The organism is Actinoallomurus bryophytorum (assembly GCF_006716425.1).
Classification (GTDB): domain Bacteria; phylum Actinomycetota; class Actinomycetes; order Streptosporangiales; family Streptosporangiaceae; genus Actinoallomurus; species Actinoallomurus bryophytorum.
In genome coordinates, this window is the sequence record NZ_VFOZ01000001.1 from 3,651,722 (window position 1) to 3,674,695 (window position 22,974).

General features: G+C 70.6%; 23 protein-coding genes. 14 read left to right on the forward strand and 9 right to left on the reverse strand.

The window, feature by feature from the left end; genetic code table 11:
- The first annotated feature begins 40 nt into the window (after nucleotides 1-40).
- Nucleotides 41-1,054 carry a polysaccharide deacetylase family protein gene (locus tag FB559_RS17200; protein WP_141956557.1) on the forward strand — a complete coding sequence of 338 codons (1,014 nt, stop codon included), beginning with the start codon at nucleotides 41-43 and terminating at the stop codon, nucleotides 1,052-1,054.
- A gap of 128 nt (nucleotides 1,055-1,182) precedes the next feature.
- Here the strand turns inward: FB559_RS17200 and FB559_RS17205 are convergent, their stop codons facing one another.
- The 4 genes from FB559_RS17205 to FB559_RS17220 form a co-directional block, all read right to left on the reverse strand.
- Nucleotides 1,183-1,557 carry a YciI family protein gene (locus FB559_RS17205; protein ID WP_141956558.1) on the reverse strand — a complete coding sequence of 125 codons (375 nt, stop codon included), beginning with the start codon at nucleotides 1,555-1,557 and terminating at the stop codon, nucleotides 1,183-1,185.
- 297 nt (nucleotides 1,558-1,854) lie between these two features.
- Nucleotides 1,855-2,235, reverse strand: a complete 381-nt coding sequence (locus FB559_RS17210; protein ID WP_141956559.1) for an Imm32 family immunity protein — start codon at nucleotides 2,233-2,235, stop codon at nucleotides 1,855-1,857.
- Between the two features lie 18 nt (nucleotides 2,236-2,253).
- Entirely contained in the window at nucleotides 2,254-2,757 is a 504-nt protein-coding gene (locus tag FB559_RS17215) for a UTRA domain-containing protein (RefSeq protein WP_185792264.1), read from the reverse strand.
- A gap of 27 nt (nucleotides 2,758-2,784) precedes the next feature.
- The gene (locus FB559_RS17220; protein WP_141956561.1) at nucleotides 2,785-3,477 is read right to left on the reverse strand and encodes a maleylpyruvate isomerase family mycothiol-dependent enzyme; all 693 of its coding nucleotides are present in this window, start codon (nucleotides 3,475-3,477) and stop codon (nucleotides 2,785-2,787) included.
- A 53-nt stretch (nucleotides 3,478-3,530) separates the two neighbouring features.
- Between FB559_RS17220 and FB559_RS44675 the strand changes: the two genes are divergently transcribed.
- From FB559_RS44675 to FB559_RS17235, 4 genes are read left to right on the forward strand one after another with little or no spacing between them, the layout of a single operon-like run.
- On the forward strand, nucleotides 3,531-3,911 hold the full coding sequence (locus FB559_RS44675; RefSeq protein WP_221640060.1) for a class I SAM-dependent methyltransferase: 381 nt from the start codon (nucleotides 3,531-3,533) through the stop codon (nucleotides 3,909-3,911).
- The gene (locus tag FB559_RS44680; protein WP_221640061.1) at nucleotides 3,912-4,172 is read left to right on the forward strand and encodes a hypothetical protein; all 261 of its coding nucleotides are present in this window, start codon (nucleotides 3,912-3,914) and stop codon (nucleotides 4,170-4,172) included.
- Between the two features lie 14 nt (nucleotides 4,173-4,186).
- Nucleotides 4,187-5,290, forward strand: coding sequence for a GNAT family N-acetyltransferase (locus FB559_RS17230; RefSeq protein WP_141956562.1), 1,104 nt, complete (start codon nucleotides 4,187-4,189; stop codon nucleotides 5,288-5,290).
- Nucleotides 5,291-5,330: 40 nt separating this feature from the next.
- Nucleotides 5,331-7,097 carry an acyclic terpene utilization AtuA family protein gene (locus FB559_RS17235; RefSeq protein WP_141956563.1) on the forward strand — a complete coding sequence of 589 codons (1,767 nt, stop codon included), beginning with the start codon at nucleotides 5,331-5,333 and terminating at the stop codon, nucleotides 7,095-7,097.
- Nucleotides 7,098-7,272: 175 nt separating this feature from the next.
- On the opposite strand, the gene FB559_RS17240 is transcribed toward FB559_RS17235, so the two are convergent.
- On the reverse strand, nucleotides 7,273-7,959 hold the full coding sequence (locus FB559_RS17240; RefSeq protein ID WP_185792265.1) for a TIGR03943 family putative permease subunit: 687 nt from the start codon (nucleotides 7,957-7,959) through the stop codon (nucleotides 7,273-7,275).
- Entirely contained in the window at nucleotides 7,956-8,954 is a 999-nt protein-coding gene (locus FB559_RS17245) for a permease (protein WP_246121687.1), read from the reverse strand. Before FB559_RS17245 ends, FB559_RS17240 begins: the two co-directional genes overlap by 4 nt.
- Nucleotides 8,955-9,105: 151 nt before the next feature.
- Here FB559_RS17245 and FB559_RS17250 point away from each other — a divergent pair, with 151 nt between their 5' ends.
- Entirely contained in the window at nucleotides 9,106-10,998 is a 1,893-nt protein-coding gene (locus FB559_RS17250) for a bifunctional metallophosphatase/5'-nucleotidase (protein WP_185792266.1), read from the forward strand.
- A 51-nt stretch (nucleotides 10,999-11,049) separates the two neighbouring features.
- Here FB559_RS17250 and FB559_RS17255 read toward each other — a convergent pair whose 3' ends face one another.
- Nucleotides 11,050-11,619 (reverse strand): TetR/AcrR family transcriptional regulator, encoded by a 570-nt coding sequence (locus FB559_RS17255; RefSeq protein ID WP_141956566.1) that lies wholly within the window; start codon nucleotides 11,617-11,619, stop codon nucleotides 11,050-11,052.
- Between the two features lie 78 nt (nucleotides 11,620-11,697).
- Here FB559_RS17255 and FB559_RS17260 point away from each other — a divergent pair, with 78 nt between their 5' ends.
- The gene (locus tag FB559_RS17260) at nucleotides 11,698-12,111 is read left to right on the forward strand and encodes an organic hydroperoxide resistance protein (protein WP_141956567.1); all 414 of its coding nucleotides are present in this window, start codon (nucleotides 11,698-11,700) and stop codon (nucleotides 12,109-12,111) included.
- Here the strand turns inward: FB559_RS17260 and FB559_RS17265 are convergent.
- On the reverse strand, nucleotides 12,101-14,422 hold the full coding sequence (locus FB559_RS17265; RefSeq protein WP_342780942.1) for a beta-xylosidase/alpha-l-arabinosidase: 2,322 nt from the start codon (nucleotides 14,420-14,422) through the stop codon (nucleotides 12,101-12,103). The genes FB559_RS17260 and FB559_RS17265 overlap by 11 nt on opposite strands.
- 33 nt (nucleotides 14,423-14,455) lie before the next feature.
- Nucleotides 14,456-15,478, reverse strand: coding sequence for a LacI family DNA-binding transcriptional regulator (locus FB559_RS17270; RefSeq protein ID WP_141956568.1), 1,023 nt, complete (start codon nucleotides 15,476-15,478; stop codon nucleotides 14,456-14,458).
- 293 nt (nucleotides 15,479-15,771) lie between these two features.
- Here FB559_RS17270 and FB559_RS17275 point away from each other — a divergent pair, with 293 nt between their 5' ends.
- The 7 genes from FB559_RS17275 to FB559_RS17305 are packed head-to-tail and all read left to right on the forward strand — an operon-like array spanning nucleotide 15,772 to nucleotide 22,933.
- Nucleotides 15,772-17,097: an ABC transporter substrate-binding protein gene (locus FB559_RS17275; RefSeq protein ID WP_141956569.1), complete on the forward strand. Its 1,326-nt coding sequence runs from the start codon at nucleotides 15,772-15,774 to the stop codon at nucleotides 17,095-17,097.
- The gene (locus tag FB559_RS17280) at nucleotides 17,094-18,032 is read left to right on the forward strand and encodes a carbohydrate ABC transporter permease (RefSeq protein ID WP_141956570.1); all 939 of its coding nucleotides are present in this window, start codon (nucleotides 17,094-17,096) and stop codon (nucleotides 18,030-18,032) included. The genes FB559_RS17275 and FB559_RS17280 overlap by 4 nt, the downstream gene beginning before the upstream one ends.
- Entirely contained in the window at nucleotides 18,032-18,892 is an 861-nt protein-coding gene (locus FB559_RS17285; protein WP_246121689.1) for a carbohydrate ABC transporter permease, read from the forward strand. Before FB559_RS17280 ends, FB559_RS17285 begins: the two co-directional genes overlap by 1 nt.
- Before the next feature lie 6 nt (nucleotides 18,893-18,898).
- On the forward strand, nucleotides 18,899-20,302 hold the full coding sequence (locus tag FB559_RS17290; RefSeq protein WP_141956571.1) for a glycoside hydrolase family 30 protein: 1,404 nt from the start codon (nucleotides 18,899-18,901) through the stop codon (nucleotides 20,300-20,302).
- Entirely contained in the window at nucleotides 20,299-21,366 is a 1,068-nt protein-coding gene (locus tag FB559_RS17295; RefSeq protein ID WP_141956572.1) for a Gfo/Idh/MocA family protein, read from the forward strand. The genes FB559_RS17290 and FB559_RS17295 overlap by 4 nt, the downstream gene beginning before the upstream one ends.
- Entirely contained in the window at nucleotides 21,363-22,232 is an 870-nt protein-coding gene (locus FB559_RS17300) for a DUF6807 domain-containing protein (RefSeq protein ID WP_141956573.1), read from the forward strand. The genes FB559_RS17295 and FB559_RS17300 overlap by 4 nt, the downstream gene beginning before the upstream one ends.
- Entirely contained in the window at nucleotides 22,229-22,933 is a 705-nt protein-coding gene (locus FB559_RS17305; RefSeq protein WP_141956574.1) for a cupin domain-containing protein, read from the forward strand. Before FB559_RS17300 ends, FB559_RS17305 begins: the two co-directional genes overlap by 4 nt.
- Nucleotides 22,934-22,974 lie beyond the last annotated feature (41 nt).

Here is a 22,974-nt window from a genome sequence, read left to right on the forward strand (position 1 = left end):
GGTGGCGACCGTCCGCCGGCAAGAGAAGGACCCATTCCACATGCGTACCAAGCCATATTTCTCGAAACGCTCCCTGGTCACGGGATTGGCCGTCGCCGCGATGGCCATGGCGAGCACCGTCTCCTTAACCGCCAAGACCGCCCCGGCACACGCCGCCACCTGCAACGGGTACGTCGGGCTCACCTTCGATGACGGCCCGTCCAACGACCACACCCCGAGCGTGCTCAACGCGCTCAGGCAGAACGGGCTGCGGGCCACGATGTTCAACGAGGGCCAGTACGCCGCCTCGTACCCGTCCCAGGTCGCGGCCCAGGTCAGCGCCGGTATGTGGGTCGGCAACCACAGCTACACCCACCCGCATCTGATCCAGGAGAGCCAGTCGCAGATCGACTCGGAGATCTCCCGGACCCAGCAGGCCATCGCCAACGCGGGCGGTGGTACGCCGAAGCTGTTCCGCCCGCCGTACGGTGAGACCAACTCGACGTTGCAGTCGGTCGAGGCCAAGTACGGCCTGACCCAGATCATCTGGGACGTCGACTCACAGGACTGGAACGGCGCCAGCACCGACGCGATCGTGCAGGCCAACGCCCGGCTCACCAACGGCCAGATCATCCTCATGCACGAGTGGCCCGCCAACACGCTCGCCGCGATCCCGCGCATCGCGCAGGGGCTGGCCGCCCGCGGCCTGTGCGCGGGCATGATCTCCCCGCAGACCGGCCGTGCCGTCGCCCCCACCGATGGTGGCGGAGGCGGCGGTGGCGGAGGGGGAGGCGGCGGTGGTGGCGGCGGTGGTTGTACCGCGGCTCTGTCTGCGGGCCAGCAGTGGAGTGACCGGTACAACCTCAACGTCGCGGTGTCCGGTTCGAGCAACTGGACCGTGACGATGAACGTCCCGTCTCCAGAGAAGATCATCGCCACCTGGAATATCAGCGCGAGCTACCCCAGCGCGCAGGTGCTGACCGCCAGGCCGAACGGCAGTGGCAACAACTTCGGCGTCACCATCCAGACCAACGGCACGACGACCTGGCCGACGGTCTCCTGCAGCGCCGGCTGACCCACGAGACCCCGCACCCGTGGCACGGTGGCCCATCGTCGCCGCGCCACGGGTGCGGGCGGTCCGCTCGCCATGAGGAGCGGACCAGCCAACCACGGACCGGCGCCCGGAGCAGGGCGCGCGCCGGGTCAGGCCTGAGGCGGCAGGTCGTCGAACTCGGCGATCTGGCGTACCTCGATCTCGACCTCGATCCCCTTGAACAGATCGGCGTACCGCTGGGCGTACTCGACGGCCTCCGCCAGGTCCTTGGCGTTGATCAGTCCGAAACCGCCGATGACCTCCTTGGCCTCGGTGAACGGCCCGTCGGTCACGGTGATCGCCGCGCCTTGGGCCTTACGCACCCGCGCGCCCTTCTCGGACGGGAGAACGCCCTCGGCCATGATCAGGATCTCCTTGTCGATCCAGTCCTGGATGAACGCCCCCATCTCCTCCATGAACTCCTGACTGGGATTCCACGCCTCCGGCGCACGCTCGTCGAGCCGGTGCATCATCAAGAACCGCATTACCGCTCCCTTGGTGTCACGGGCTGGGATCCGGTCACTCACGGACACGTTGACCAGCCGTCACCTACGCGTCGAACGACGGCACACTGATTCGACACGTAGTCGCTGGCGATTTCTCAGTGGAGCCACCACTCCAACAGGACCGGCGGACGCCCACGCCACAAACACGCGATGACCAGGGCATTCCACCACGGCACAGGTCCGTACGTCAGTGCGGGATCGTCCGTCGCTCACGCCGTTCGACCCCTCCGACAGGAACCCGCAACCCGGTGATCCCGGTGGTCTAACAGGCCAGGATCAACTCTTCCGAGCCGGCATGCCTCCGTGTGGACTCTTGACGACCAGTGGCAAGGAGTCCGCGAGGAGGTACGGGTGATCGGGGAAGTAGTCGACGTGGAGGTGACCTCCATCGTCCATCTCCGCCACTCCGCGGATGTTGTGGGCGAGGATGTTCCTGGCCGCCGGACCGCCGGTGATCAGGAGAACCTCGCGCCGGCCGTCGAGGTGGATGCGAACCCCAGGATCGGCCGAGTCGGCGACCTTTACCCCGACCAGGGTCTCCGGCGTACAGGTCAATGATCCGGTGCCGACCGCGATCATGTCCGCCAGCCGCGTCAGTTCGGCCGCGGTCGCGGTGAGGTCCAGTTCGCCGGTGGCCGGCCAGTAATTGATTTTCATGAAGCGGTCTCCCGGGCGTCAGAGAGCGTAGGTGTCGATCACTTCGTGCAGGTCGCCGGGTAGCGCAACGTCGACGACGAGCACGGGGATGCCCTCGGTGTCCGTGACTGCGGCCAGCAGGCCCAGCACCGGAGTGTTCCGCCCGAGGCCCAGGGCCTTGTACTCCGCGCTGGTGGGCCGCCGGGAGGTCAGGTGCTCGGTGACGGAGCCGAGGTGGCGTCCCGTGGCGGACTCGATGAGCCGCCGTACGCTCGACGTCAACGGTTCCACGTGGTCGATGCCGGTGGCCATCGCGAGCTGCGGGTCCAGCCACATGCTGAGAAACGCGGCCGGGGCGCCGTCCTCGACGACCACCCGCTGCCGGAGCACTAGGGCCGCCCCCTCGGAGACCGACAGCAGACCCGCGACCACGGCTCGCGCCGGGCGTTGCTCGACGACGGTGACCTCGCCGGGATCTTCGGTCTCCGCGCGGTTCAGGAGCAGCCGGATCGGCCGCGGGCGTCCGGCAGGGGCATCCGGCACGACATCCACCCTCCCAAAGGACAAAGGTCAGGGTACGAGGGGACCGTTCAGTACGGCCTCGCCGGCATCGCGGTCGCCGTCCCATTCAATCGCCTCGTCGTCCGGCGGGACTCTTCCCCAGACCATGAGCAGGAGGTTCTCGGCCGTCGCGGAGATCGTGGCGACCGGAGTGCCCGGACCGTACGTCCATGAGGATCGCGTGTCCGTGGCGAGCAGGCGGATCGCCTGCGACGGAGCGCTCGCGCGACCGCGGTCGATCACCCGCAGGGCCATGGTGTCGAACACCTCCGCGACGCCCTCGCCCGCCAGCTCCGCGTCGAGCGGCCGGGCGACCCCCAGGGCGTGCTCGGCGTCCCAGCGGTGGACGAGCGTCTCCAGGCACCGGCGGCGTTGCCAGAAACCCACGGTGTGCGGCGGCCGGAAGGTCCAGGCGGGTACGGACGGGTCCTGGTCGAGCGCGCGCAGCAGCCTGGAGCGGATGTCCCGTAGCCATCGCATCAGCTCGGCCGGGTCACGTGGTGCCGCGGGTGCCGAGTAGTCACCGCGCTTCTCCTCGATCGCCACCGTCGCCCAGAGGCTCGACCGGCCGAGGTGTTCGGTGAGGTCGCGCAGCGTCCAGTGGCCGCAGTGCTCGACCGGCGCGGTCAGGTCGCCGGCGAGACACGCCTCGTACGCGTCGAACTCGGTACGCAGGTGGGCCAGGAAGCCGGAGGAGTCCACGGCCGCACCCTACTCTGCGGAGCGCCGCCGCCTCGGCGTGCGACGCTCTCCCCATGACAGAGGTACGCCGCAGCTACGACGCCGTCGCCGAAGACTACGTCGCCGGTTTCCGCGACGAGCTCGACCACAAGCCGCTCGATCGTGCGCTGCTCTCGGCCCTCATCGAACGGTGCGAGATGGCCGCCCCGATCGCGGATCTCGGCTGCGGGCCCGGTCATGTCACGGCGTGGCTGGAGGGCAGGGGCGTACGCGCGGTCGGCATCGACCTGTCGGCCGAGATGGTCGCCGTCGGCCGCCGGGAGTATCCAGGCGTGGAGTTCCGCAACGGAGATCTCCTCGACCTGCCGGCGACGGACGGGGAGTTCGGGGCGGTCGTCGCGCTCTACTCGATCATCCATCTCGAATCCGGTGAGCTGCGCCGCGCCCTCGAATAGATGCACCGGGTCCTGCGCCCCGACGGGCTCGTTCTCGTCGCGTTCCACATCGGTACGGAGGTGCGGCATCTGGACGAGTGGCTCGGGCACGACGTGGACATCGACTTCCACTTCTTCGAGACCGACGGCGTCGTGACGGCGATGGAGGACGCGGGCTTCGTCATCGACGCGCGGCTGGAGCGGAGAAACCACCCGGAGGAGGTCGAGACGCGGCGCGGCTACCTGCTGGCCCGGCGCCACGAGGCGAGGACCGGCGCCTGACTAGAGTTTCGGCCATGGAGATCACGCGACTCGGTGCCGGGGACGAGGATCGCTACCGGGAGTTGCGGCTTCGGGCGCTGGCCGACGCCCCCCAGGCCTTCGCCTCCACCTTGGAGCGCGAACAGGCTTTCACCCCGGACGTCTGGACCTCCCGCCTCACCAACGACCGGTCGATCAACCTTCTCGCCGTCGAGGACGGCACGCCGCTGGGCATGACCTCGGCGCTGCTGGAGGATCCGGCCACCGCGCACGTCCTCGGCATGTGGGTCGCGCCCGAGGCCCGCGGTCGCGGGGTGGGCGATCGGCTCATCGAGACGGTCGCCGCCTGGGCACGCGAACACCGGGCGCGCCACCTGGTGCTCTGGGTCACCGAGATCAACCGGCCCGCCCGCGCCCTGTACGAGAAGAGCGGGTTCGTGCCCACCGGCGAACGCCAGCCGCTGCCCTCCGACGAGTCGCTCATGGAGATGAAGCTCACGCGTGAGGTCGGTGGGAGATCTCTTCTCGCGGACCGGACGCCCTTCCCCGACGACCTGGACGAGCGGCTGAGCCGGCAGTTCACCTTCCTGGTGGAGATCGACCGGCTCAAGGCGGTCATGCGTCAGTCGCCGCTCGCCGCGGCCGACCGGAGAGAGAACGACGCCGAGCACTCCTGGCACCTGGCCATGATGGTCGCGGTCCTGGCCGAGCACTCCGACGAGCCCATCGACGTCGGGCACACGATCCAGCTCGTCCTCGTGCACGATCTCGTGGAGATCTACGCCGGCGACACGCCTCTGTACGGGGACGGCTCGGACCAGCGCGAACGCGAGGTCGCCGCGGCCGAGGAGCTGTTCCCCCTCCTGCCCGGCGACCAGGCCGGGAGGATCCGCGCCCTCTGGGACGAGTTCGAGGAGCGCCGTACCCGCGAGGCGCGCTTCGCGAAGGCGATGGACCGCCTCCAGCCGCTCCTGCTCAACTGGATGGCGCGCGGCGGCACGTGGCAGACCCCGGGCGTCACCGCCGACGACGTACGCGCGCGCAAGGCCGTCATCGGGGACGCCTCCGCGGCACTGTGGAAGGCCGGCCGCCACCTCATCGACGAGGGCGAGCACCGCGGCTGGTCACGACGGAGTTGACGACACACTCGCTCGAAGCCGCAACCCCTGGAGGGCGCTCATGGACCGGCCGGTACGCATCGCCAACTGCTCCGGCTTCTACGGTGACCGCATGTCGGCGCTCGCCGAGATGGTCGAAGGCGGCCCGGTGGACGTCATCACCGGCGACTACCTGGCCGAGGTCACCATGCTGGTGCTGGCCAAGAACCGCCTGAAGAAGCCGGATGGCGGCTACGCGCGTATGTTCCTGCGCCAGCTCGCGCCGGTCGCCGCGAAGATCGCCGAACGCCGCATCAAGGTCGTGGTCAACGCGGGCGGGCTCGATCCGGCCGGGCTCGCGACCGCCACCCGCGAGCTGCTCGGCGAGGCCGGAGCCGATCTCGCCGTCGCCCACGTCGAAGGGGACGACCTCGCCCCGCGCCTGACCGCGCTGACGGCCGACGGCCACGACCTGGCCCACCTCGACACCGGAAAGCCGTTCGGCGACTGGGGTCGCGACCCGCTCACCGCCAACGCCTACCTCGGCGGCTTCGGCATCCAGGCCGCGCTCGCCGCCGGGGCCGACATCGTCATCACCGGACGGGTGGCCGACGCGTCCCTCGTCACCGGCGCCGCCGCCTGGTGGTGGGGCTGGACCCCCGCCGACCTCGACGCGCTCGCCGGCGCGGTGGCGGCCGGGCACGTGATCGAGTGCGGCGCCCAGGCGACCGGGGGCAACTTCTCCGGCTTCCAGGGGATCGAGGACCTGATCCACCCGGGCTTCCCGCTCGCCGAGGTCGACCGTGACGGCAGCAGCGTGATCGCCAAGCACGAGGGCACCGGTGGGGCGGTCACCGTCGACACGGTCACCGCGCAGCTGCTGTACGAGATCGGCGCCCCCGGCTATCTCAACCCGGACGTGGTCACCCACCTCGACACCGTACGTCTCGACCAGGCCGGCCCCGACCGCGTACGGATCAGCGGCGTCAGGGGCTCGGCGCCACCGCCGACGACCAAGGTCGCCATCACCGGCCTCGGCGGCTGGCGGAACGAGACCACGTTCGTCCTCACCGGCACCGGCACCGACGCCAAGGCCGCGCTGGTCGAGCGGGCGGTACGCGCGGGCCTCGACGGCGACCCCGGCATCACCGACCTGCGCTTCACCCGCATCGGCATGCCGGCCGCCGACCCGGGGGACCAGATGGCGGGCTCCAGCCTGCTGCACGTCTTGGTGGACGGAGAGCAGGGCAGCGCCGGACGCGCCTTCTCGGCCCTGTGCGTCGAGCTCGCGCTCTCCAGCTATCCGGGCATCTACGGCATGGGCGTGCCCAGCCCCGGCGGTCCGTACGGCGCGTACTGGCCGACCCTGGTCCCGCAGGAGCTGCTCGACCACACCGTCGTCCACGCGGACGGACGGCGCGAGGCCGTGCCGCCGCCTCCCGTCACCGGTCCGTACGAGGTCACGGCACCGGCCGAGACCGCGACCCAAGAGACGGAGGACACCGTTGACGGGCCGCTCGGCCGGCTCGTGCAGGCCAGGTCCGGCGACAAGGGCGGCAACGCCAACGTCGGCCTGTGGGTGAGCGACCCCGCCGCCTGGCCCTGGCTCCGCGCCGCGATGACCACCGAACGGCTGCGCGAGCTGCTGCCCGAGACGGCCGGCCTCGGCATCGACCGGTACGAGCTGCCCAATCTGCGGGCGGTCAACTTCGTCGTCCGCGGCCTGCTCGACGGCGGCGCCACCGAGGCCCGCCGCTTCGACAAGCAGGCCAAGGCACTCGGCGAATGGGTGCGCGCCCGCCACGTCCCGATCCCGAAAAGGCTGCTGCCGGGGTATCACCTGGAGTAATGGACAGGCCGCTCATCACCCAGGCGTCCTTGGAACTCGGTGTGCTGCTCGCGGCCGCCGGCCCGCATGGCGCTCGCGCTGGAGATCGTCGTGCTGGTCATCGTGGGATTCCTGCCACCCGACCGCATCCGCCGCGGCCTGGAACGCCGCCGACCGGACGGAGTCGGATAGGCGCTCACTCGTACGGGTCCTCCGGCGTGGAGATCTCGGCGAGGCTGGTCGCGTGCAGCTCCGGTACGCCGTCGGCGGCGAGAGTGAACGTGCCGGTGGCCGTCACCCACTGGTCGCGGGCAGGCCGGCTGCCCGACGCGCCGGTCACGCGTACGACCGAGGCGACCGCGTCCGCGGCGCAGCAGGCGATCTGGTAGCGAGCGATGCGGAAACCCTGGGCGTCGGAGGACGGCGTCACGAAGCCGGTCAGGCGCACCGGCGTGGTCCCGAAGCTGGCGCCCCGGTGGTCGGCCGCCCGCTGGTCGAACTCCAGCAGCGTCATCGGCACCGTACGTCCGGCGGGGAGCGCGTCGAAGACCTTGCCGCCGGACGTGACGTTGACGGCCGCGCTGCGAGCGACCCCGAAGCTGCCCAGCGACGGCGGTGTGACCAGCAACAACGCCAGAACGGGTGCGAGCAGCAGCCATCCGATGCGCTCGCTGTGGTGGTGACCGTGCACGTCGACCGGCGCATGGCGCCGCAGCGCGCGTACGACTCCGGCCAGGCCCAGGCCCGCCAGCAGAATCCCGGCGATCAGCAGCAGCGGGCCCATCCCGGCGCGGACGTACTTGGCGTACGCGCCGCCGGCCGCCAGCCGGATCATCAATGCCCCGACGAGCAGCACGGTGGTGGCTCGCGCGTCCTCGCTCACAGCAGCCACCATCCGATCAGGCCGGCCGAGGTCACCGCGACCGCGAACGTCGCGAGGGAGAACCTCCAGGCGAACCGCGGGCCGAACGTGCCCGCCTGCAGGGCGAACAGCTTCACGTCCACCATCGGGCCGACGACCAGGAACGCCAGCCGGGCGGTCAGGGAGAACTGCTTCAGCCCGGCGGCGACGAACGCGTCCGCCTCGGAGCAGAGTGAGACGAGTACGGCCAGCACACCCAGCACGAGTACCGAGATCGGCCCGGGCCGGGCGATCGAATCCACGAGGTCGCGCGGCACGAGCGTCTGGAGCGTCGCCGCGGCCCCGGCGCCGATCACCAGAAAGCCGCCCGCCTGCAGGAAGTCGTGCTGAGCCGTGGCGAGGAACCGCGTCAGCCGCCCGCCCTCCTCATCCACCGGGAGGCGCCGCGCGGACAGCAGGTCGTCGCGCCCCCGCGCGATCCACAGCAGGCCCATCGTGATCGAGGCGACCAGGCTCGCCGACAGCCGCGCGAGCACCATCATCGGCCGGCCGGGGAAGGCCACGGCGGTGGACACGAGGACCACGGGGTTGATCGCCGGGGCGGACAGCAGGAAGGCGAAGGCCGCCGCCGGGGTGACGCCGATCGAGACCAGCCGGGCCGCGACCGGGACCGAGCCGCACTCACACCCCGGCAGCGCCGCACCGGCCGCCGCGGCGGCCGGGACCGCGAGCACGGGGCGCCGGGGCAGCATCCGGGCGATCGCCCCCGGCGGCACGAACGCGGCGATCGCCGCGCTCACCGCGACCCCGAGCACCAGGAACGGCGTCGCCTGGATCGTGATCGCGACGAAGATCGTGGCCCAGTTCGCCGCGGCGGGGTGGGCGAGCAGCCCGGTCAGCGCCGGCCGGAGCAGGACGGCCGCGACGATCAGTGCCGTGACGAGCGCCAACCCGGCCTCGGGAAGCCGGCGCCGCCCGGCGGGCGGCGCGTCAGGAGAAGAGACCGGGGTGCGCACAGGCGGCAATGTAATCGCATCAAGAAATAGCCCACAACAGGTGAAGTCACGCGATGAATACGAATTAACCCGGCGTCTTCCAGGGCGCCACACCCCCATGGGACAGTACGGCGCGTAGAGCTCCCGGCCATGCGTTCCCATGGAGGAACTCGTGATTCCTGCCCTGATCCGCTCCCGTGCGACCCGCGTCGGACTGATCGTCGTCGCTCTGGGCGCGGTGGCCGCCGCGCCGCTGGCCGTGACCGGAGCGCCGCCCGCCGGCGCGGTCACCATCGCCGGCGCCAACACGCTGTCGGACAAGGTCTCGGTGGACTGGGCGGGCAAGCACCATCCGCAGCGGACCACCGACGTCCACCTGCTCGCCTGGAACGACTTCCACGGCAACCTCGAGCCGGCCGCGCTGACCCAGTACGGCAAGTTCGCGGGTGGGGCGGCGTACCTGGCCAAGGCCGTGCACGACAAGCAGAAGCAGTACGGCGCGCGGCAGGCGACGCTCATGGCGGGCGACAACATCGGCGCGAGCCCCCTGGTCAACGGTCTCTTCAAGGAAGAGCCTGCGACGATCATGGCCAACCTGATGAACGTGGACTTCTCCTCGGTCGGCAACCACGAGTTCGACAAGGGCAAGGACGAGCTCGCTCGCATCCAGAACGGCGGCTGCGCGAGCACCGGCTGCACGGCCGCGCCGTACACCGTCAAGCGCCACGGCAGGCTGACGACCACGAAGACCTACCCGGGTGCGGACTTCCAGTACCTGGCCGCGAACGTCATCGACAACGCGACCAAGAAGCCGCTCTTCCCGGCGTACGGCATCAAGAGGTTCCCCTCCACCAGCGGGCGGCCGATCTCGGTCGGCTTCATCGGTGAGGTCCTCCAGTCCACCCCGACCATCGTCACTCCGAGCGGGGTCGAGGGGCTGACCTTCCAGGACGAGGCGGAGGCGGCGAACAAGGCCGCCAAGGACCTCGCCAGGAAGGGCGTGCACATCCCGGTCCTCGTCATCCACCAGGGCGGGTTCCAGACCGGGACCCCGACCGGCCCGAACGGCTGCGCGGGCAACCTGGCCGGCAGTGACATCGAGACGATCGCCAAGAAGCTCGACCCCTCGATCAAGGTGATCGTCTCCGGCCACACACACGTCGAGTACCGCTGCACGATCACGATCAACGGCGTGACCCGGCTCATCACCAGCGCGTCGTCCTTCGGCCGGATGCTCAGCGACATCAAGCTGACCGTCGACGACCGCACCGGGAACCTTGTCGCCGCCGACGCCGTCGACTCGATCGTGGAGAACGCCCTCAACACCCCGGGCACCGGTGTGGTCCGCCAGGACGACCCGAGCAAGGCCGACCCGGCGGTGGCCAAGGTGGTCCAGCAGTACGTCACGGCCTCCGCGCCGCTGGCGAACAAGGTGATCGGCAAGATCCAGGGCGACCTCACCCGCAACCCGTCACCGTTCGGGGAGACGACGCTCGGCGATGTGATCGCGGACGCCCAGCTCGCCGCCACCTCGGCTCCGGACAAGGGCGGGGCACAGCTCGCGCTGATGAACCCCGGCGGCGTACGTGCCGACATGAAGGTCGGCGACATCTCCTCCGGCGGTGAGGCGCCCGGTGAGGTCACCTACGGCGAGGCGTTCACCGTGCAGCCGTTCGGCAACAGCCTGGTCACCAAGACGATGACGGGAGACATGCTGAAGCGGGTGCTGGAGCAGGACTTCGTCGGGTGCGGCGGGCAGACCACCGCCAAGACCCTGCAGATCTCCTCGACGCTCAAGTACGAGGCGAACCCCTCCGCGGCGACCTGTGACGAGAAGATCGGCAAGATCTGGGTCAACGGTGACCTGATCACCCCGGCGACCAGCCTGCGCGTGACGATGAACAACTTCCTGGCGTTCGGCGGGGACGGGTTCACGGTCTTCAACGAGGGCACCGACGCCCTCGGCGGAGCCCAGGACATCGACGCGTTCGCCGACTACTTCGGCGCCGCGGACGGCACCGGCCTCGCGGTGCCCGCGCTCAACCGGATCACCGCGGTGTCCTGACCGCGCGAGAGTCGGGCGGCGCCTTCGTTAAGGGGTGCCGCCCTTCGCTTTTCAGCCGAGGATGCGCGAGACGTTCTCGCGTACGAGGGCGCGGTTCTCCATCGAGTCGTCGAGGTCGCCGCCGACCACGAGCCCGTCGCGGAGCAGGACGAGCATCGTCGCGGTGCGCTCGACGTCCGGGTGCCGTGCGGCCGTGAGCAGATCGCGCAGCACGCCACGGAACCAGGCGCGGTGGTCGGCGACGACCACGCGTACGGGATGCCGGGGATCGGGGTACTCCGCCGCGGCGTTGACGAAAGCGCATCCGCGGAACCCCGGCCCGCAGGTGAACTCCCCGATGGACTCGAACACCGAGACGACCTGGTCCGCAGGTGTGTCGCCCACCGGGACCGTCGCCGACCGGACCAGGTCGCTCTGCTCCCGCAGGTAGGCGCAGACGAGGTCGTCCTTGGACGGGAAGTGGTGGTAGAAGGTCGCCTTCGCCACGGCGGCCTCGGCGATGACCCGGTCGATGCCGACCGCATGGATGCCCTCGGCGTAGAAGAGCGCACCCGCGGCGTCCAGCACCCTCCGCCGAGCGGGACTCTCACGCCGCCGCACCACTGTGTCGATTGTGGTCATGACGTTGACAATACCAGACAGATCTGTCTACCATGCGATCATCCGTACAGACAGGTCTGTCTTCTCCAGGGAGCACGCATGAGCGCCATGTACACCGCGATCGCCACCGCCTCGGGCCGTGACGGCCGTGCGGTCACGTCCGACAAGAAGCTCGACGTCACGCTGGCCCGGCCGAAGGAGTTGGGCGGCGACGGTGCCGGCACCAACCCCGAGCAGCTGTTCGCCGCGGGTTACGCGGCCTGCTTCGCGAGCGCGCTAGCCGGCGTCGCGGCCAAGCAGGACGTCGACGTCGCGGACGCGTCGATCACCGCCGAGGTCGGGCTGGGCCCGAACGGCAAGGGCGGCTTCGCCCTCAGCGTCACGCTCCGCGCGGAGCTCCCGGACGAGATCACCCCCGAGAAGGGCCGTGAGCTGCTCGAGGCCACGCACCAGGTCTGCCCCTACTCCAACGCCACCCGGGGCAACATCCCGGTCGAGCTCGTCATCGAGTAGCGGTGACCGTCGCGGGCACGGTGAGCACCCGGTCGGTGCCGAGCACGCGTTCGGGCCCGGTGAGCACGAACGACCCGCTCAGGGGCAGATCCTGACTCGACGACCCGACTGCCACCTCGATCGTTCCGGGCTCCACGATCCGCTGAAGATCGAGCCCGGTGAACGAGGTGCGGTCGGCGTGCACCGCGAAGCTCACCCGCGCCGCGGCGCCCGGCTCGAGGCGTACTCGTGCCCAGCCGGCCAGCCAGCGCACCGGCCGTACGACCGAGGCGACCGGGTCGGACAGGTACAACTGCACGACCTCGGTGCCGGCGCGCTCACCCAGGTTGCGCACGGTCACGGCGATCCCGACCTCGCCGTCGGTCGGCGCTGAGGCGTCCAGCTCCAGATCCTCATAGCCGAAGCTCGTCCAGGTCAGCCCGTGGCCGAACGCGAAGAGGGGTGTCGGGTCCACCGCGCTCCAGTTGGAGGAGGCGCCCGCGCGGGGCCGCAGGTAGGTGCCGGGCTGTCCGCCCGGCCCGCGCGGCACGCTCACCGGAAGCCGGCCGGAGGGCTCCAGGCGCCCCGACAGGATCCCGGCGATGGCCGTGCCGCCCTCCTCGCCGGGAAAGAAGCCCTGCACGACGGCGGCGGCGCGGTCCGCGATGCCCGCGAGGGCGTACGGGCGGCCGGTCAGCAGCACGAGGACCGTGGGCGTCCCGGTGGCCAGCACCGCCTCGGCCAGCTCGCGCTGCCGTCCCGGAAGAGCCAGAGTCTCCGCGTCACACCCCTCGCCCGAGGTGCCGTGACCGAACATCCCCGCCCGGTCGCCGAGGGCGAGCACGCACACCTCCGCGTCGCGCGCAGCCGCGACCGCCGCCTCGATGTCGGCGTCCTCGGTGTTCAGGACACCGCCGCAGGCGGTGACCACGAGCTCGGTCCCGGGTAGCTCGGCGCCGAGCGCCTCGGCCAGCGTCGGGATCTCCACGCCGAGAGACAGGTCCGGATATCGGGCCGCCATGTGGTTGGGGAAGGTGTAGCAGCCGAGCATCGCGCGTGCGTCGCGGGCCAGCGGGCCGGTCAGCGCCAGACGCCGGGCGCGGAGCGGCAGCACGCCGTCGTTGGCCAGCAGGACGATGGACTCCTCGGCGAGCCGGCGCGCCAGCTCACGGTGCTCGGGCGGGTCGAGGTCGCCCGCCTCGGTCGGCGCGTCCCAGCCCTCGTCCAGGAGCCCGAGCTCGCACTTGAGCCTCAGGACGCGGGTGACCGACCGGTCCAGGTCCGCCTCGGGCACCGTGCCCTGCCGGACCATCTCGACGAGCGGTTCGCCAAAGCAGCGTACGGTCGGGAGCTCGATGTCCAGGCCCGCGCGGACGGCCAGTGCGGCGGCCTCACCCGGCGAACCGGCGACCGCGTGCATCTCCTGGAGGAAGTTGACCGCGAAGTAGTCCGACACCACCACGCCGGTGAAGCCCAGCTCGTCGCGGAGCAGGTCGGTCAGCAGCCGCCGGTCGGCCGACGGCGGGACCCCGTCGACGTCGGAGTAGGACGGCATCACCGAACGCGCCCCGCCCTCACGCAGCGCGAGCACGAACGGCTCGAGGACGACGTCGGCGAACTCGCGCGGGCCGAGCGCGGACGGTGCCATGTTGCGTCCTCCGCGTGAGGCCGAGTAACCGGCGAAGTGCTTGAGCGTGGCCGCGATACCGGAACGTTCCAGGCCGCGTACGTATGCGGCACCGGTCGTGCCGACGAGGTAGGGGTCCTCGCCCATGGTCTCCTCGACCCGGCCCCAGCGGTAGTCGCGGGTGACGTCGACGACGGGCGCCAGGCCCTGGTGCACACCGGCCCGTCGCATGATCGTGCCGATCGCGCCGGACATCTCCTCGACGAGCTCCGGGTCGAAGCTCGCCCCCCACGCCAGCGGGCAGGGGAAGATCGTCGCGGTCCAGGTCATGAAGCCGGTCAGGCACTCCTCGTGGGCGATCGCCGGGATGCCGAACCGGTTGGCGGCCGCGACCTGTGACTGGAGCTCGCGCAGGCGAGCGGCGGCGTCGGCCGGTGCCACCGGAGCCGTACCGAAGACGCGGGTGAGCTGGCCGAGCCCGGACCGGCTGAGCTCCTTCAGCGGAGGCGGCTCACCGGCGTCGTCGGGCAGCGGTGCGACCTCCTCACCCGGCTGGGCGGAGGCCGCCCAGTACGCCACGAGCTGGCCGGCCTTCTCCTCCAGCGTCATGCGCCCGATGAGATCGGCGACGCGTTCGGCCGCCGGCAGCCGCGGGTCACGCCACAACTCGTCCACCCGCGGGGCGGGCCGGAGCGTCTCAGCCAAGGTCGGCCTCCTCGATCGATGCGTTGACGACGGTTAGGCCGCGGGCCGCGGCGGGGCGGTGGACAGCCGCACGCGGAGCTCGGTGGCGAGCTCGACCCGCGGGCTCACCAGCGGCTCACCGTCGAGCTGGCTGAACAGAGCGCGGGCCGCGAGCCGGCCCATCTCCTCCAGGGGCTGGCGGACCGTCGTCAGCGGCGGCGAAAGCCACTGGCACAGGGGAAGGTCGTCGAACCCGACGACGCTGAGATCCCGTGGCACCTGCAGGTCCGCCTGGCGCGCGGCCTCGTAGGCGCCCATGGCCTGCTGGTCGCTGCCCGCGAAGATCGAGGTGGGCCGCTCCTCCAGGCCGAGCAGCTCGCGCGAGGCGGTGAAGCCACCCTCGTGCCGGAAGTCCCCGTAGCGGATGAGCCGGCGGTCGAACTCGATGCCGGCGCGTTCGAGCGCGGCGCGGTAGCCGTCGATCCGCGCCTGGGTGCAGAGCATCTCGCGCGGGCCGCCGATCACGCCGATCCTGCGGTGTCCGAGGGAGATGAGGTGTTCGGTGGCGGCCAGCCCGCCGGCCCAGTTGGTGGCGCCGACGCTGGCCAGGTCGGTGTCGGGCATGTCGACCGGGTCGATGACGACCAGGGCGACGCCTGCGCGTTCGAGCTGCTGGCGCTGCTGCGACGTCATGCGCGAGGTCACGAGGATCACGCCGTCGCTGTCGTGCATCGTCGTGAGCGAGGTCCAGCTGGACGGCCGCGCGTCGTCGTCGCGGACGAGGGAGACGACGGTGCCGACGCCGCGCTCGGCGCATTCGGCCTCGACCCCGCGCAGGATCTCCACGGCCCAGGGGCTGTCGAGGCCGCCGATGACCAGGTCGACCAGGCCGGAGCGGCGCGCCCGGCGCCCTCCCGGGGCGAGGTAGTTGTGCGTCCGTAGCAGGTCCGCGACCCGCTCACGCGTCGCGGCTGCGACGTCGGTCCGGCCATTGAGCACCTTGGAGACGGTGGCCTGGGAGACCCCGGCCTCCGACGCGATGAGGGCGAGCGTGGGCCGTGCGGGTTGCTCGCTCACTCGTCACCCTCCCGGTGGCCGCGTCCGGCCGCCCCCGGTTCGACTCGACGTCCCACAGACACTCTCCTTCGCTGGTCCCGACGGTTCTGAAGAGTATCGCAAACTTTCGAACCGGCCTAGGTGGGCGCTTTGCGCCATATTGCAGGTGTTGCTGAACAGGTACGGCCAAAGGGTTGACCGCAGGAACGCGCTTTCCTAGGGTACGGCAGCAGTAGATATCGATACTTTTCGAAAATCTATCGCCCGTACTTTCGAACGGCCCGTCTCTGCCGCCCCAAGCCAAGGAGGTCCTGATGGGCGAGAAGCCCCTCTCACGCCGCACCTTCCTGTCCGCAGCCGGAATCGCCGGCCTGTCCGCGCCGCTTCTCGCCGCCTGTGGAACCTCCGGCCCCGGTGACAGCGGTGCCAAGGGGGGCGGTAAGACCCTCCAGGCATGGGTCCTGGTGGACCAGGCGCAGAACCGCGTCCAACAGGGCGCCATCACCGACTTCAACAAGGCCAGTGCCAGCAAGGTGAAGCTGCTGCCGATCTCCAGCGACGGCGCCGCGTACACCGACAAGCTCCGCGTGGGCATGGGCTCGCCGAACCCGCCCGACATCTTCTTCAACTGGGGCAGCGGCAGCATCCGCAACTACGTGCAGACCGGCGGCCTGGTGGACCTGGGCCCCAAGCTTTCCTCCGACACGGCCTGGAAGAACTCCTTCCTGCCCTCCGTACTCGACGCCGGAAAGATCGACGGCAAGTACTACGGCATTCCCCTACGAGGAATGCAACCCGTCATCCTCTTCTACAACAAGACCCTGTTCGCCGAACAGGGGCAGAAACCGCCCGCGACCTTTGACGACCTGCTCAAGCTGGTCGACTTCTTCAAGTCCAAGAGCATCCAGCCGTTCGCGCTCGGCGGCCTCGACCAGTGGCCCAACCTCATGTGGCTGGAGTACCTGGTCGAGCGCACCGGCGGTCCGTCGGTGTTCGAGAACATCGCCGCGGGCAAACCCGGCGCCTGGCAGGACCCGGCGATCACGACGGCCCTGCAGCAGATCCGCGACCTGGTCGACCGCGGGGCGTTCGGCACCAACTTCAACTCGGTGAACTACGTCAAGGACGGCGCCGGCCTGCTGTTCGCCAAGGGCAAGGCGGCCATGCACCTGATGGGCACCTGGGAGGTCTCCAACCAGGTGGACCGGCACAAGAGCTTCGCCGCCAAGGACCTGAGCTTCGCGCCGTTCCCGCTGGTGACCGGCGGTAAGGGCGACCCGAACGCCGTGGTCGGCAACCCGACCAACTACTTCTCGGTCAGCACCAAGTCCGCCGACAAGGACGCCGCGATCGACTTCCTCAAGAAGGAGATGTCGTCCGGCGCGTACGTCGACGCGCTCATCAAGACCGGCGACGTGCCGGCCGTGGCCGGCATCGAGGGCAAGCTGGGCGCCTCTCCCCAGCCGGACTTCGCCAGGTACGTCTACCAGCTGGTGCAGAAGGCGCCGAGCTTCACACTGTCGTGGGACCAGGCGCTGGCCCCGCAGCTCAAGACTCCGCTCCTGTCGAACCTGCAGAGCGTCTTCACCAAGAAGAAGTCGCCCGAGCAGTTCGTGAGCGCCATGGAGTCGGTGAAGTGACCGCAGCGGTCCCCGTCGCCCGGCGCCGGGCCGCCCGCGCGGCCGAACGCGGTACCGACCGGGCGGCGCGGCCCGGCGCGGTATGGGTCCTGCCCGCGGTCCTGTTCTTCGGGCTGTTCGCCGGACTGCCGCTGGTGCTGGTGGCAGTGCTGTCCTTCACCTCCTGGAACGGCCTCGGGACGCCTACCTTCAACGGCCTGGACAACTGGCGCCGGTTGCTGAAGGACTCCTCGGTACTCGACTCGCTGCGGATCAGCGCGATCCTGACCGTGCTGTCCTGGGCCGTGCAGACCCCGCTGGCCCTGCTCCTCGGTGTCTGGGCGGCGGGACGGCAACGCAACCGCGCGGTGCTGTCGTCGGTCTTCTTCCTGCCGCTGCTGATGTCGACGGCCGCGATCGCCATCACCTGGCTCACCCTGCTCGACCCGAACTTCGGGCTGGCCGCGAAGTTCGGCCACTACATCGGCTTTCCCGACGGCAACATCATCGGCAGCCCGCGTGGTGCGCTGGCGTGCATCGTGGTGGTCGTCACCTGGCAGTTCGTGCCCTTCCACACCTTGCTCTACCAGGCCGCCGCACGACAGGTCCCCCGGTCGCTCTACGACGCGGCGACGGTGGACGGCGCCGGACGGGTACGGCAGTTCCGGCACGTGACCCTGCCGCAGTTGCGGAACACCATCGTCACGTCGTCGGTGCTGATGCTGGTGGGGTCGCTGACCTACTTCGAGACGGTGCTGATCCTCACCCAGGGTGGTCCCGGCACCTCGACGACCATCCTGCCGCAGAAGATGTACATCAGTGCCTTCCGCGACTACCAGATGGGGTACGCGAGCGTGATCGCGCTCGCCCTGGTGGCCCTCGGCACCGCGCTGTCGCTGCTCATCGTGCGGTTCTCCGGCTTCGCCAAGATGCGCAGCACGCTGGAGGGGATGTAATGGCCGCCATCGGGACGGGCATGCCGCGCCGGATCCGCCGTGCGGCCGGACGGGCCAACTGGGCGGCGGGAATCGCCGTCCTCGTCTGGCTGGCGTTCGTCATCCTGCCCATCTACCTCATGGTCAAGGACGCGATCCAGACCACCGACTCCTACCTCGACGGCGGCCCGCTGTCCCTGCCGCGCCACTTCACCGGGCACAACTTCGTCGACGTCTTCCACCTCGGCTTCACGCGCTATCTGATCAACACCGCGATCGTCACCGTCGCGAGCGCCCTGCTCACCGTGCTCCTCGCCTTCCCGGCCGCGTACGCGATCGTGCGGTCACGCAGCCGGATGGTCTCGGGCGTCTTCCGCATGTTCCTGATCGGGCTGGCGATCCCGGCGCAGGCGACGATCATCCCGGTTTTTCTCCTGATCACGCGGATGCACCTGTACGACTCGCTGACCGCCATCGTGCTGCCCACGGTCGCCTTCGGGCTTCCGCTCAGCGTGCTCGTGCTCGCCTCCGCGCTGCGCGACGTGCCCAGGGAGCTGTACGAGGCGATGACCCTGGACGGCGGCGGGTCGATCCGGCTTCTGTGGAGCCTCGCGCTGCCGCTCAGCCGCGCCTCGCTGGTGACCGTCTCCATCTACTGCGCGCTGAACGCCTGGAACGGCTTCCTCTTCCCGCTGATCCTCACGCAGTCCAACGAGCAGCGGGTGCAGACCCTCGGCCTGTACAACTTCCAGGGCGAGTTCACCTCCAACATCCCCGGCCTGATGGCCGCCGTGCTCCTGTCCGCACTCCCGATCTTCGTGGTCTACCTGTTCGCGCGGCGCTGGCTCATCGCGGGTCTGGCCGGCGTGGGCGGAAAGTAGCGTGCCATGAGGCGCAGACCCGTCGCCTTAGCCCTCGCCGTACTCGCCGCCTGCGCGCTGTCCTCCCGGGCCGGGGCCGCCACCACCGCCGGCCGGGTGGACTTCCACGCGAGGCTCCAGCCGATCGACGGGTTCGGGTTCTCCCAGGCGTTCCAGCGGGCCGACGTCATGCACGGCGCCCAGGGCCTGTCCGAAGCCCACCAGCGGGAGGTCCTCGACCTGCTGCTCAGCCGCCGGAGCGGTGCGGGCCTTTCCATCCTGCGCCTGGGCATCGGCTCGTCGGCCGACGAGGTCTATGACCACATGCACTCGATCCAGCCGGTCGATCCCGGCGGGCCGGACGCCCCGCCCCACTACGTCTGGGACGGCGACGACGGCGGGCAGGTCTGGCTCGCCAAGGAGGCGAAGGCCTACGGCGTGCGGCGTTTCTACGCCGACGCGTGGAGCGCCCCGGGCTACATGAAGGACAACGGCAGTGACGCGAACGGCGGTGCCCTCTGCGGCCTGCCGGGCACGTCCTGCCCGAGCGGCGACTGGCGGCGCGCGTACGCGAACTACCTCGTGCGGTACGCGAGGTTCTACCGCCAGGAGGGCATCGACATCACGGATCTGGGCTTCACCAACGAGCCCGACCTGGCCACCTCGTACGCCTCGATGCGGCTCAGCCCCGCGCAGGCGGTCGACTTCCTCAAGGTGCTCGGCCCGGTGGTGCGTCGCGCCGGGCTCAAAGTGGCGTGCTGCGACGTCTCCGGCTGGGGTGCGGGCAAGCAGGCGGACTACACGGCGGCGATCGAGGCCGACCCGGCGGCGGCCCGCTGGGTGAACACGATCACCGGCCACCCGTACGAGGGCGCGGTCACCGCACCGCAGCCGACCCGGCGCCACGTGTGGATGTCGGAATGGTCGCCGAACGGCACCACGTGGAACGAGAACTGGGACGACGGCAGCGGTTATGACGGGTTCACCGTCGCCTCGGACATCCACGAGACCCTCACCACCGGCGACGCGAACGGATACGTGTACTGGTTCGGCGCCTCCACCGGGGCGACGCGCGGGCTGATCCAGCTCGACGGCGACGCCTACCACGTGTCCAAACGGCTCTGGGCGCTCGCCGCGTACGGCCGCTTCATCCGGCCCGGCGCGACCCGGGTCGCCGCGAGCGCGACGGACCCGGCGCTGAAGATCACGGCGTACCGCAACGCCGACGGCTCGCAGGTCATCGAGATCCTCAACACCGGCGAGGCGCGCACGAGCGCGGACCTCGGCCTCGTCTCCGCTCATGGGCGGCCGGTGTCCTACCTCACCGACGAGACGCACTCACTGTCGAGGATGGACGCGGCACGTACGCACGGCCGCCGGCTGTCGGCCGACCTGGCGGGCCGGTCGCTGACCACGGTGGTGTTGCGATGATCCGTGCCGCGATCGTGGGGACCGGCGGCATCGCGGGGATCTGCCACATCCCGGCGTTGAGGGCGGCCGCGGATCGCGCCGTGATCGTCGCCGGGGTGGACGTCGACGCCGTCCGGGTGAAGGACTTCTGCGACGAACACGACATCCCCTCGGCCTACACGGACCTGGAGGAGATGCTCGCCGCCGAACGCCCCGACCTGGTGCACATCTGCACGCCGCCGAACCTCCACGCGTCGCAGGCGGTGACCTGCCTGAACGCCGGCGCGTGGGTGCTGTGCGAGAAGCCGCCCTGTCTCTCCCTGGCCGAGTACGACGCCATCGCCGCCGCCGAGCGCGACGGCGGCCCGTACGCGGCAGTGGTCTACCAGCAGCGCTTCGGCTCCGCGGCCCGTCACCTGCGGCGGCTCGTGGACGGCGGTGAGCTGGGGCGGCCGTTCGTCGCCCTGTGCCAGACGACCTGGTATCGCGACCTGGACTACTACGCGGTGCCGTGGCGCGGACGCTGGTCGACCGAGGGCGGTGGCCCGACCATGGGGCATGGCATCCACCAGATGGACCTCATGCTCGCGGTACTCGGCGACTGGGTCGAGGTACGTGCCATGGCCGGCCTGCTCGACCGGCCGGTGGAGTCCGAGGACGTCTCGATGGCGACGGTACGGTTCGCGAACGGCGCCATGGCGTCGGTGATCAACAGCGTGCTGTCGCCGCGTGAGGAGAGCCGCCTGCGCTTCGACTTCGCGGAGGCGACGGTCGAGCTCACCCACCTGTACGGCTACAGCAACGAGAACTGGACCTACACGGCCGCCCCGCACGTTGCCGCCGAGCGCGCGGCGGCCTGGCGGACTCCGCCCACTGACGTCCCCAGCTCGCACACGGCGCAGCTCGGCACGCTGCTCGACGCCTACGAGCGTGGCGAGCGGCCGGAGACGAGCGGCGCGGGCGGCCGCCGGGTCCTGGAGTTCATCGCCGCCCTGTACAAGTCGGCGTTCACCGCACACCCGGTGCGTCGCGGCGAGATCGACGCCGGGGACCCCTTCTACCGCGCGATGAACGGAGAGCCGTGAGGATCGAGCGACTCCGCGACGACACGCTCGCCGTGCGCGCGCGGGGCGTGGAGCTCTTCCGCTACGTCTACCGCCCGGACATGCCGCCCTTCGAGGGGCCCAAACCGTACCTGCACCCGGTACGCACGCTCGCCGGAGACGTGGTCACCGGCTACCGGCCGCACGACCATCGCTGGCACAAGGGCATCCAGCTGACCGCCTCCCACGTCTCCGGCCAGAACTTCTGGGGCGGCGGCAGCTACGTGCGCGACCAGGGGTACGTCGACCTGCCCAACGTCGGTGTGATGTGGCACGAGGAGTTCACCGAGGCGTCCGGCGGCCGGATCGCCGAGCGGCTCACGTGGCACACCCAGGCCGGGGAGCACTGGGCGGACGAACGCCGCGAGCTCACCGTCCGCGACGTCGAGGACGACTCGTGGGCACTGGAGTTCGCGACCTCGCTGACGAACGTACGCGGGGAGGCACTGGAGTTCGGCAGCCCGACCACGAACGGGCGGCCCGCGGCGGGGTACAGCGGCCTGTTCTGGCGGGGGCCGCGCGCGTTCACCGACGGCCGGATCATGGCGGCGGACGGGCAGGCGGGTCCGGAGATGATGGGCAGGCCCGCCCGCTGGCTCGCCTACTCGGCCCCGCACGACGAGGTCGACCGGAGCTCGACACTGCTGTTCTTCGACGACCCGGACCACGGCGGCGATTGGTTCGTGCGCAGCACGCCGTTCGCGGCGGTCAACCCCTCGCTGGCCTTCGCCGAGGAACTCGTCCTGCCGCCCGGCGGAACCCTCCGGCGGCGCTACCGGATCGTCATCGCCGACGGGACGTGGGACCGTGAACGCCTGGAGACCTACGCGAAGGAGCACCCGAGATGACCCCTCTTCTCCCCGGTGCGGTCGGCGTCTCGGGCCTTCAGGTGTACGACTGGCCGACGGCGGACGGCCTGTGCGGAGGCTCGCCGCACGTCCACCTGGCCTGCTCGGAGGCGTACGTCGTCATCGAGGGCAAGGGGCGCGTGCAGACCCTGAACACCGGGGGGTTCGCCGAGACGCCGCTGGAGCCCGGCACCGTCCTGTGGTTCACCCCCGGCACCATCCACCGCCTCGTGAACGACGACGGCGGTCTGCGCATCGTCGTCATCATGCAGAACGACGGCCTGCCCGAGGCCGGAGACGCGGTGTTCACCTTCCCGCCGGACGTCCTCGACGACCCGCCCGCGTACGCCCGCGCCGCGACGCTGACGGCGCCGGGAGAGACCGCGGCACGAGGCCGGCGCGACCTGGCGATCACCGGCTTCACCCGGCTGCGCGAGCGTGCCGAGGGCGGCGACCGCGAGGCGCTGGAGGACTTCTACCGGTCCGCGGTGCGACTGAAGACCCCGCTGCTGCGGGACTGGGAAAGCCGCTGGCGCGCCGGCGCGCTGGCCACCGCCGAACGCACGGGCGAGCAGCTACGGCACATGGCAGACGGCGACTGGAGCCACCTCACGGAGGCCGGCGTACACCGCCTGGAGCCGCCGGCGGAGGAGGACCGCGCGTACGGCATGTGCGGCCGCCTCGACACCTATCGCCCGTAGGCGCCGCCCGCTCACCTCCGGCAGCGGACGCCGGTCTTCTG

What these genes read in the sequence shown, in the direction of transcription:
- FB559_RS17200 (WP_141956557.1), top strand. Translation starts at nt 41, where the DNA reads ATGCGTACCAAGCCATATTTCTCGAAACGCTCCCTGGTCACGGGATTG.
- FB559_RS17205 (WP_141956558.1), bottom strand. Translation starts at nt 1,557, where the DNA reads ATGCGGTTCTTGATGATGCACCGGCTCGACGAGCGTGCGCCGGAGGCG.
- FB559_RS17210 (WP_141956559.1), bottom strand. Translation starts at nt 2,235, where the DNA reads ATGAAAATCAATTACTGGCCGGCCACCGGCGAACTGGACCTCACCGCG.
- FB559_RS44675 (WP_221640060.1), top strand. Translation starts at nt 3,531, where the DNA reads ATGACAGAGGTACGCCGCAGCTACGACGCCGTCGCCGAAGACTACGTC.
- FB559_RS44680 (WP_221640061.1), top strand. Translation starts at nt 3,912, where the DNA reads ATGCACCGGGTCCTGCGCCCCGACGGGCTCGTTCTCGTCGCGTTCCAC.
- FB559_RS17230 (WP_141956562.1), top strand. Translation starts at nt 4,187, where the DNA reads ATGGAGATCACGCGACTCGGTGCCGGGGACGAGGATCGCTACCGGGAG.
- FB559_RS17235 (WP_141956563.1), top strand. Translation starts at nt 5,331, where the DNA reads ATGGACCGGCCGGTACGCATCGCCAACTGCTCCGGCTTCTACGGTGAC.
- FB559_RS17255 (WP_141956566.1), bottom strand. Translation starts at nt 11,619, where the DNA reads ATGACCACAATCGACACAGTGGTGCGGCGGCGTGAGAGTCCCGCTCGG.
- FB559_RS17260 (WP_141956567.1), top strand. Translation starts at nt 11,698, where the DNA reads ATGAGCGCCATGTACACCGCGATCGCCACCGCCTCGGGCCGTGACGGC.
- FB559_RS17275 (WP_141956569.1), top strand. Translation starts at nt 15,772, where the DNA reads ATGGGCGAGAAGCCCCTCTCACGCCGCACCTTCCTGTCCGCAGCCGGA.
- FB559_RS17285 (WP_246121689.1), top strand. Translation starts at nt 18,032, where the DNA reads ATGGCCGCCATCGGGACGGGCATGCCGCGCCGGATCCGCCGTGCGGCC.
- FB559_RS17290 (WP_141956571.1), top strand. Translation starts at nt 18,899, where the DNA reads ATGAGGCGCAGACCCGTCGCCTTAGCCCTCGCCGTACTCGCCGCCTGC.
- FB559_RS17295 (WP_141956572.1), top strand. Translation starts at nt 20,299, where the DNA reads ATGATCCGTGCCGCGATCGTGGGGACCGGCGGCATCGCGGGGATCTGC.
- FB559_RS17305 (WP_141956574.1), top strand. Translation starts at nt 22,229, where the DNA reads ATGACCCCTCTTCTCCCCGGTGCGGTCGGCGTCTCGGGCCTTCAGGTG.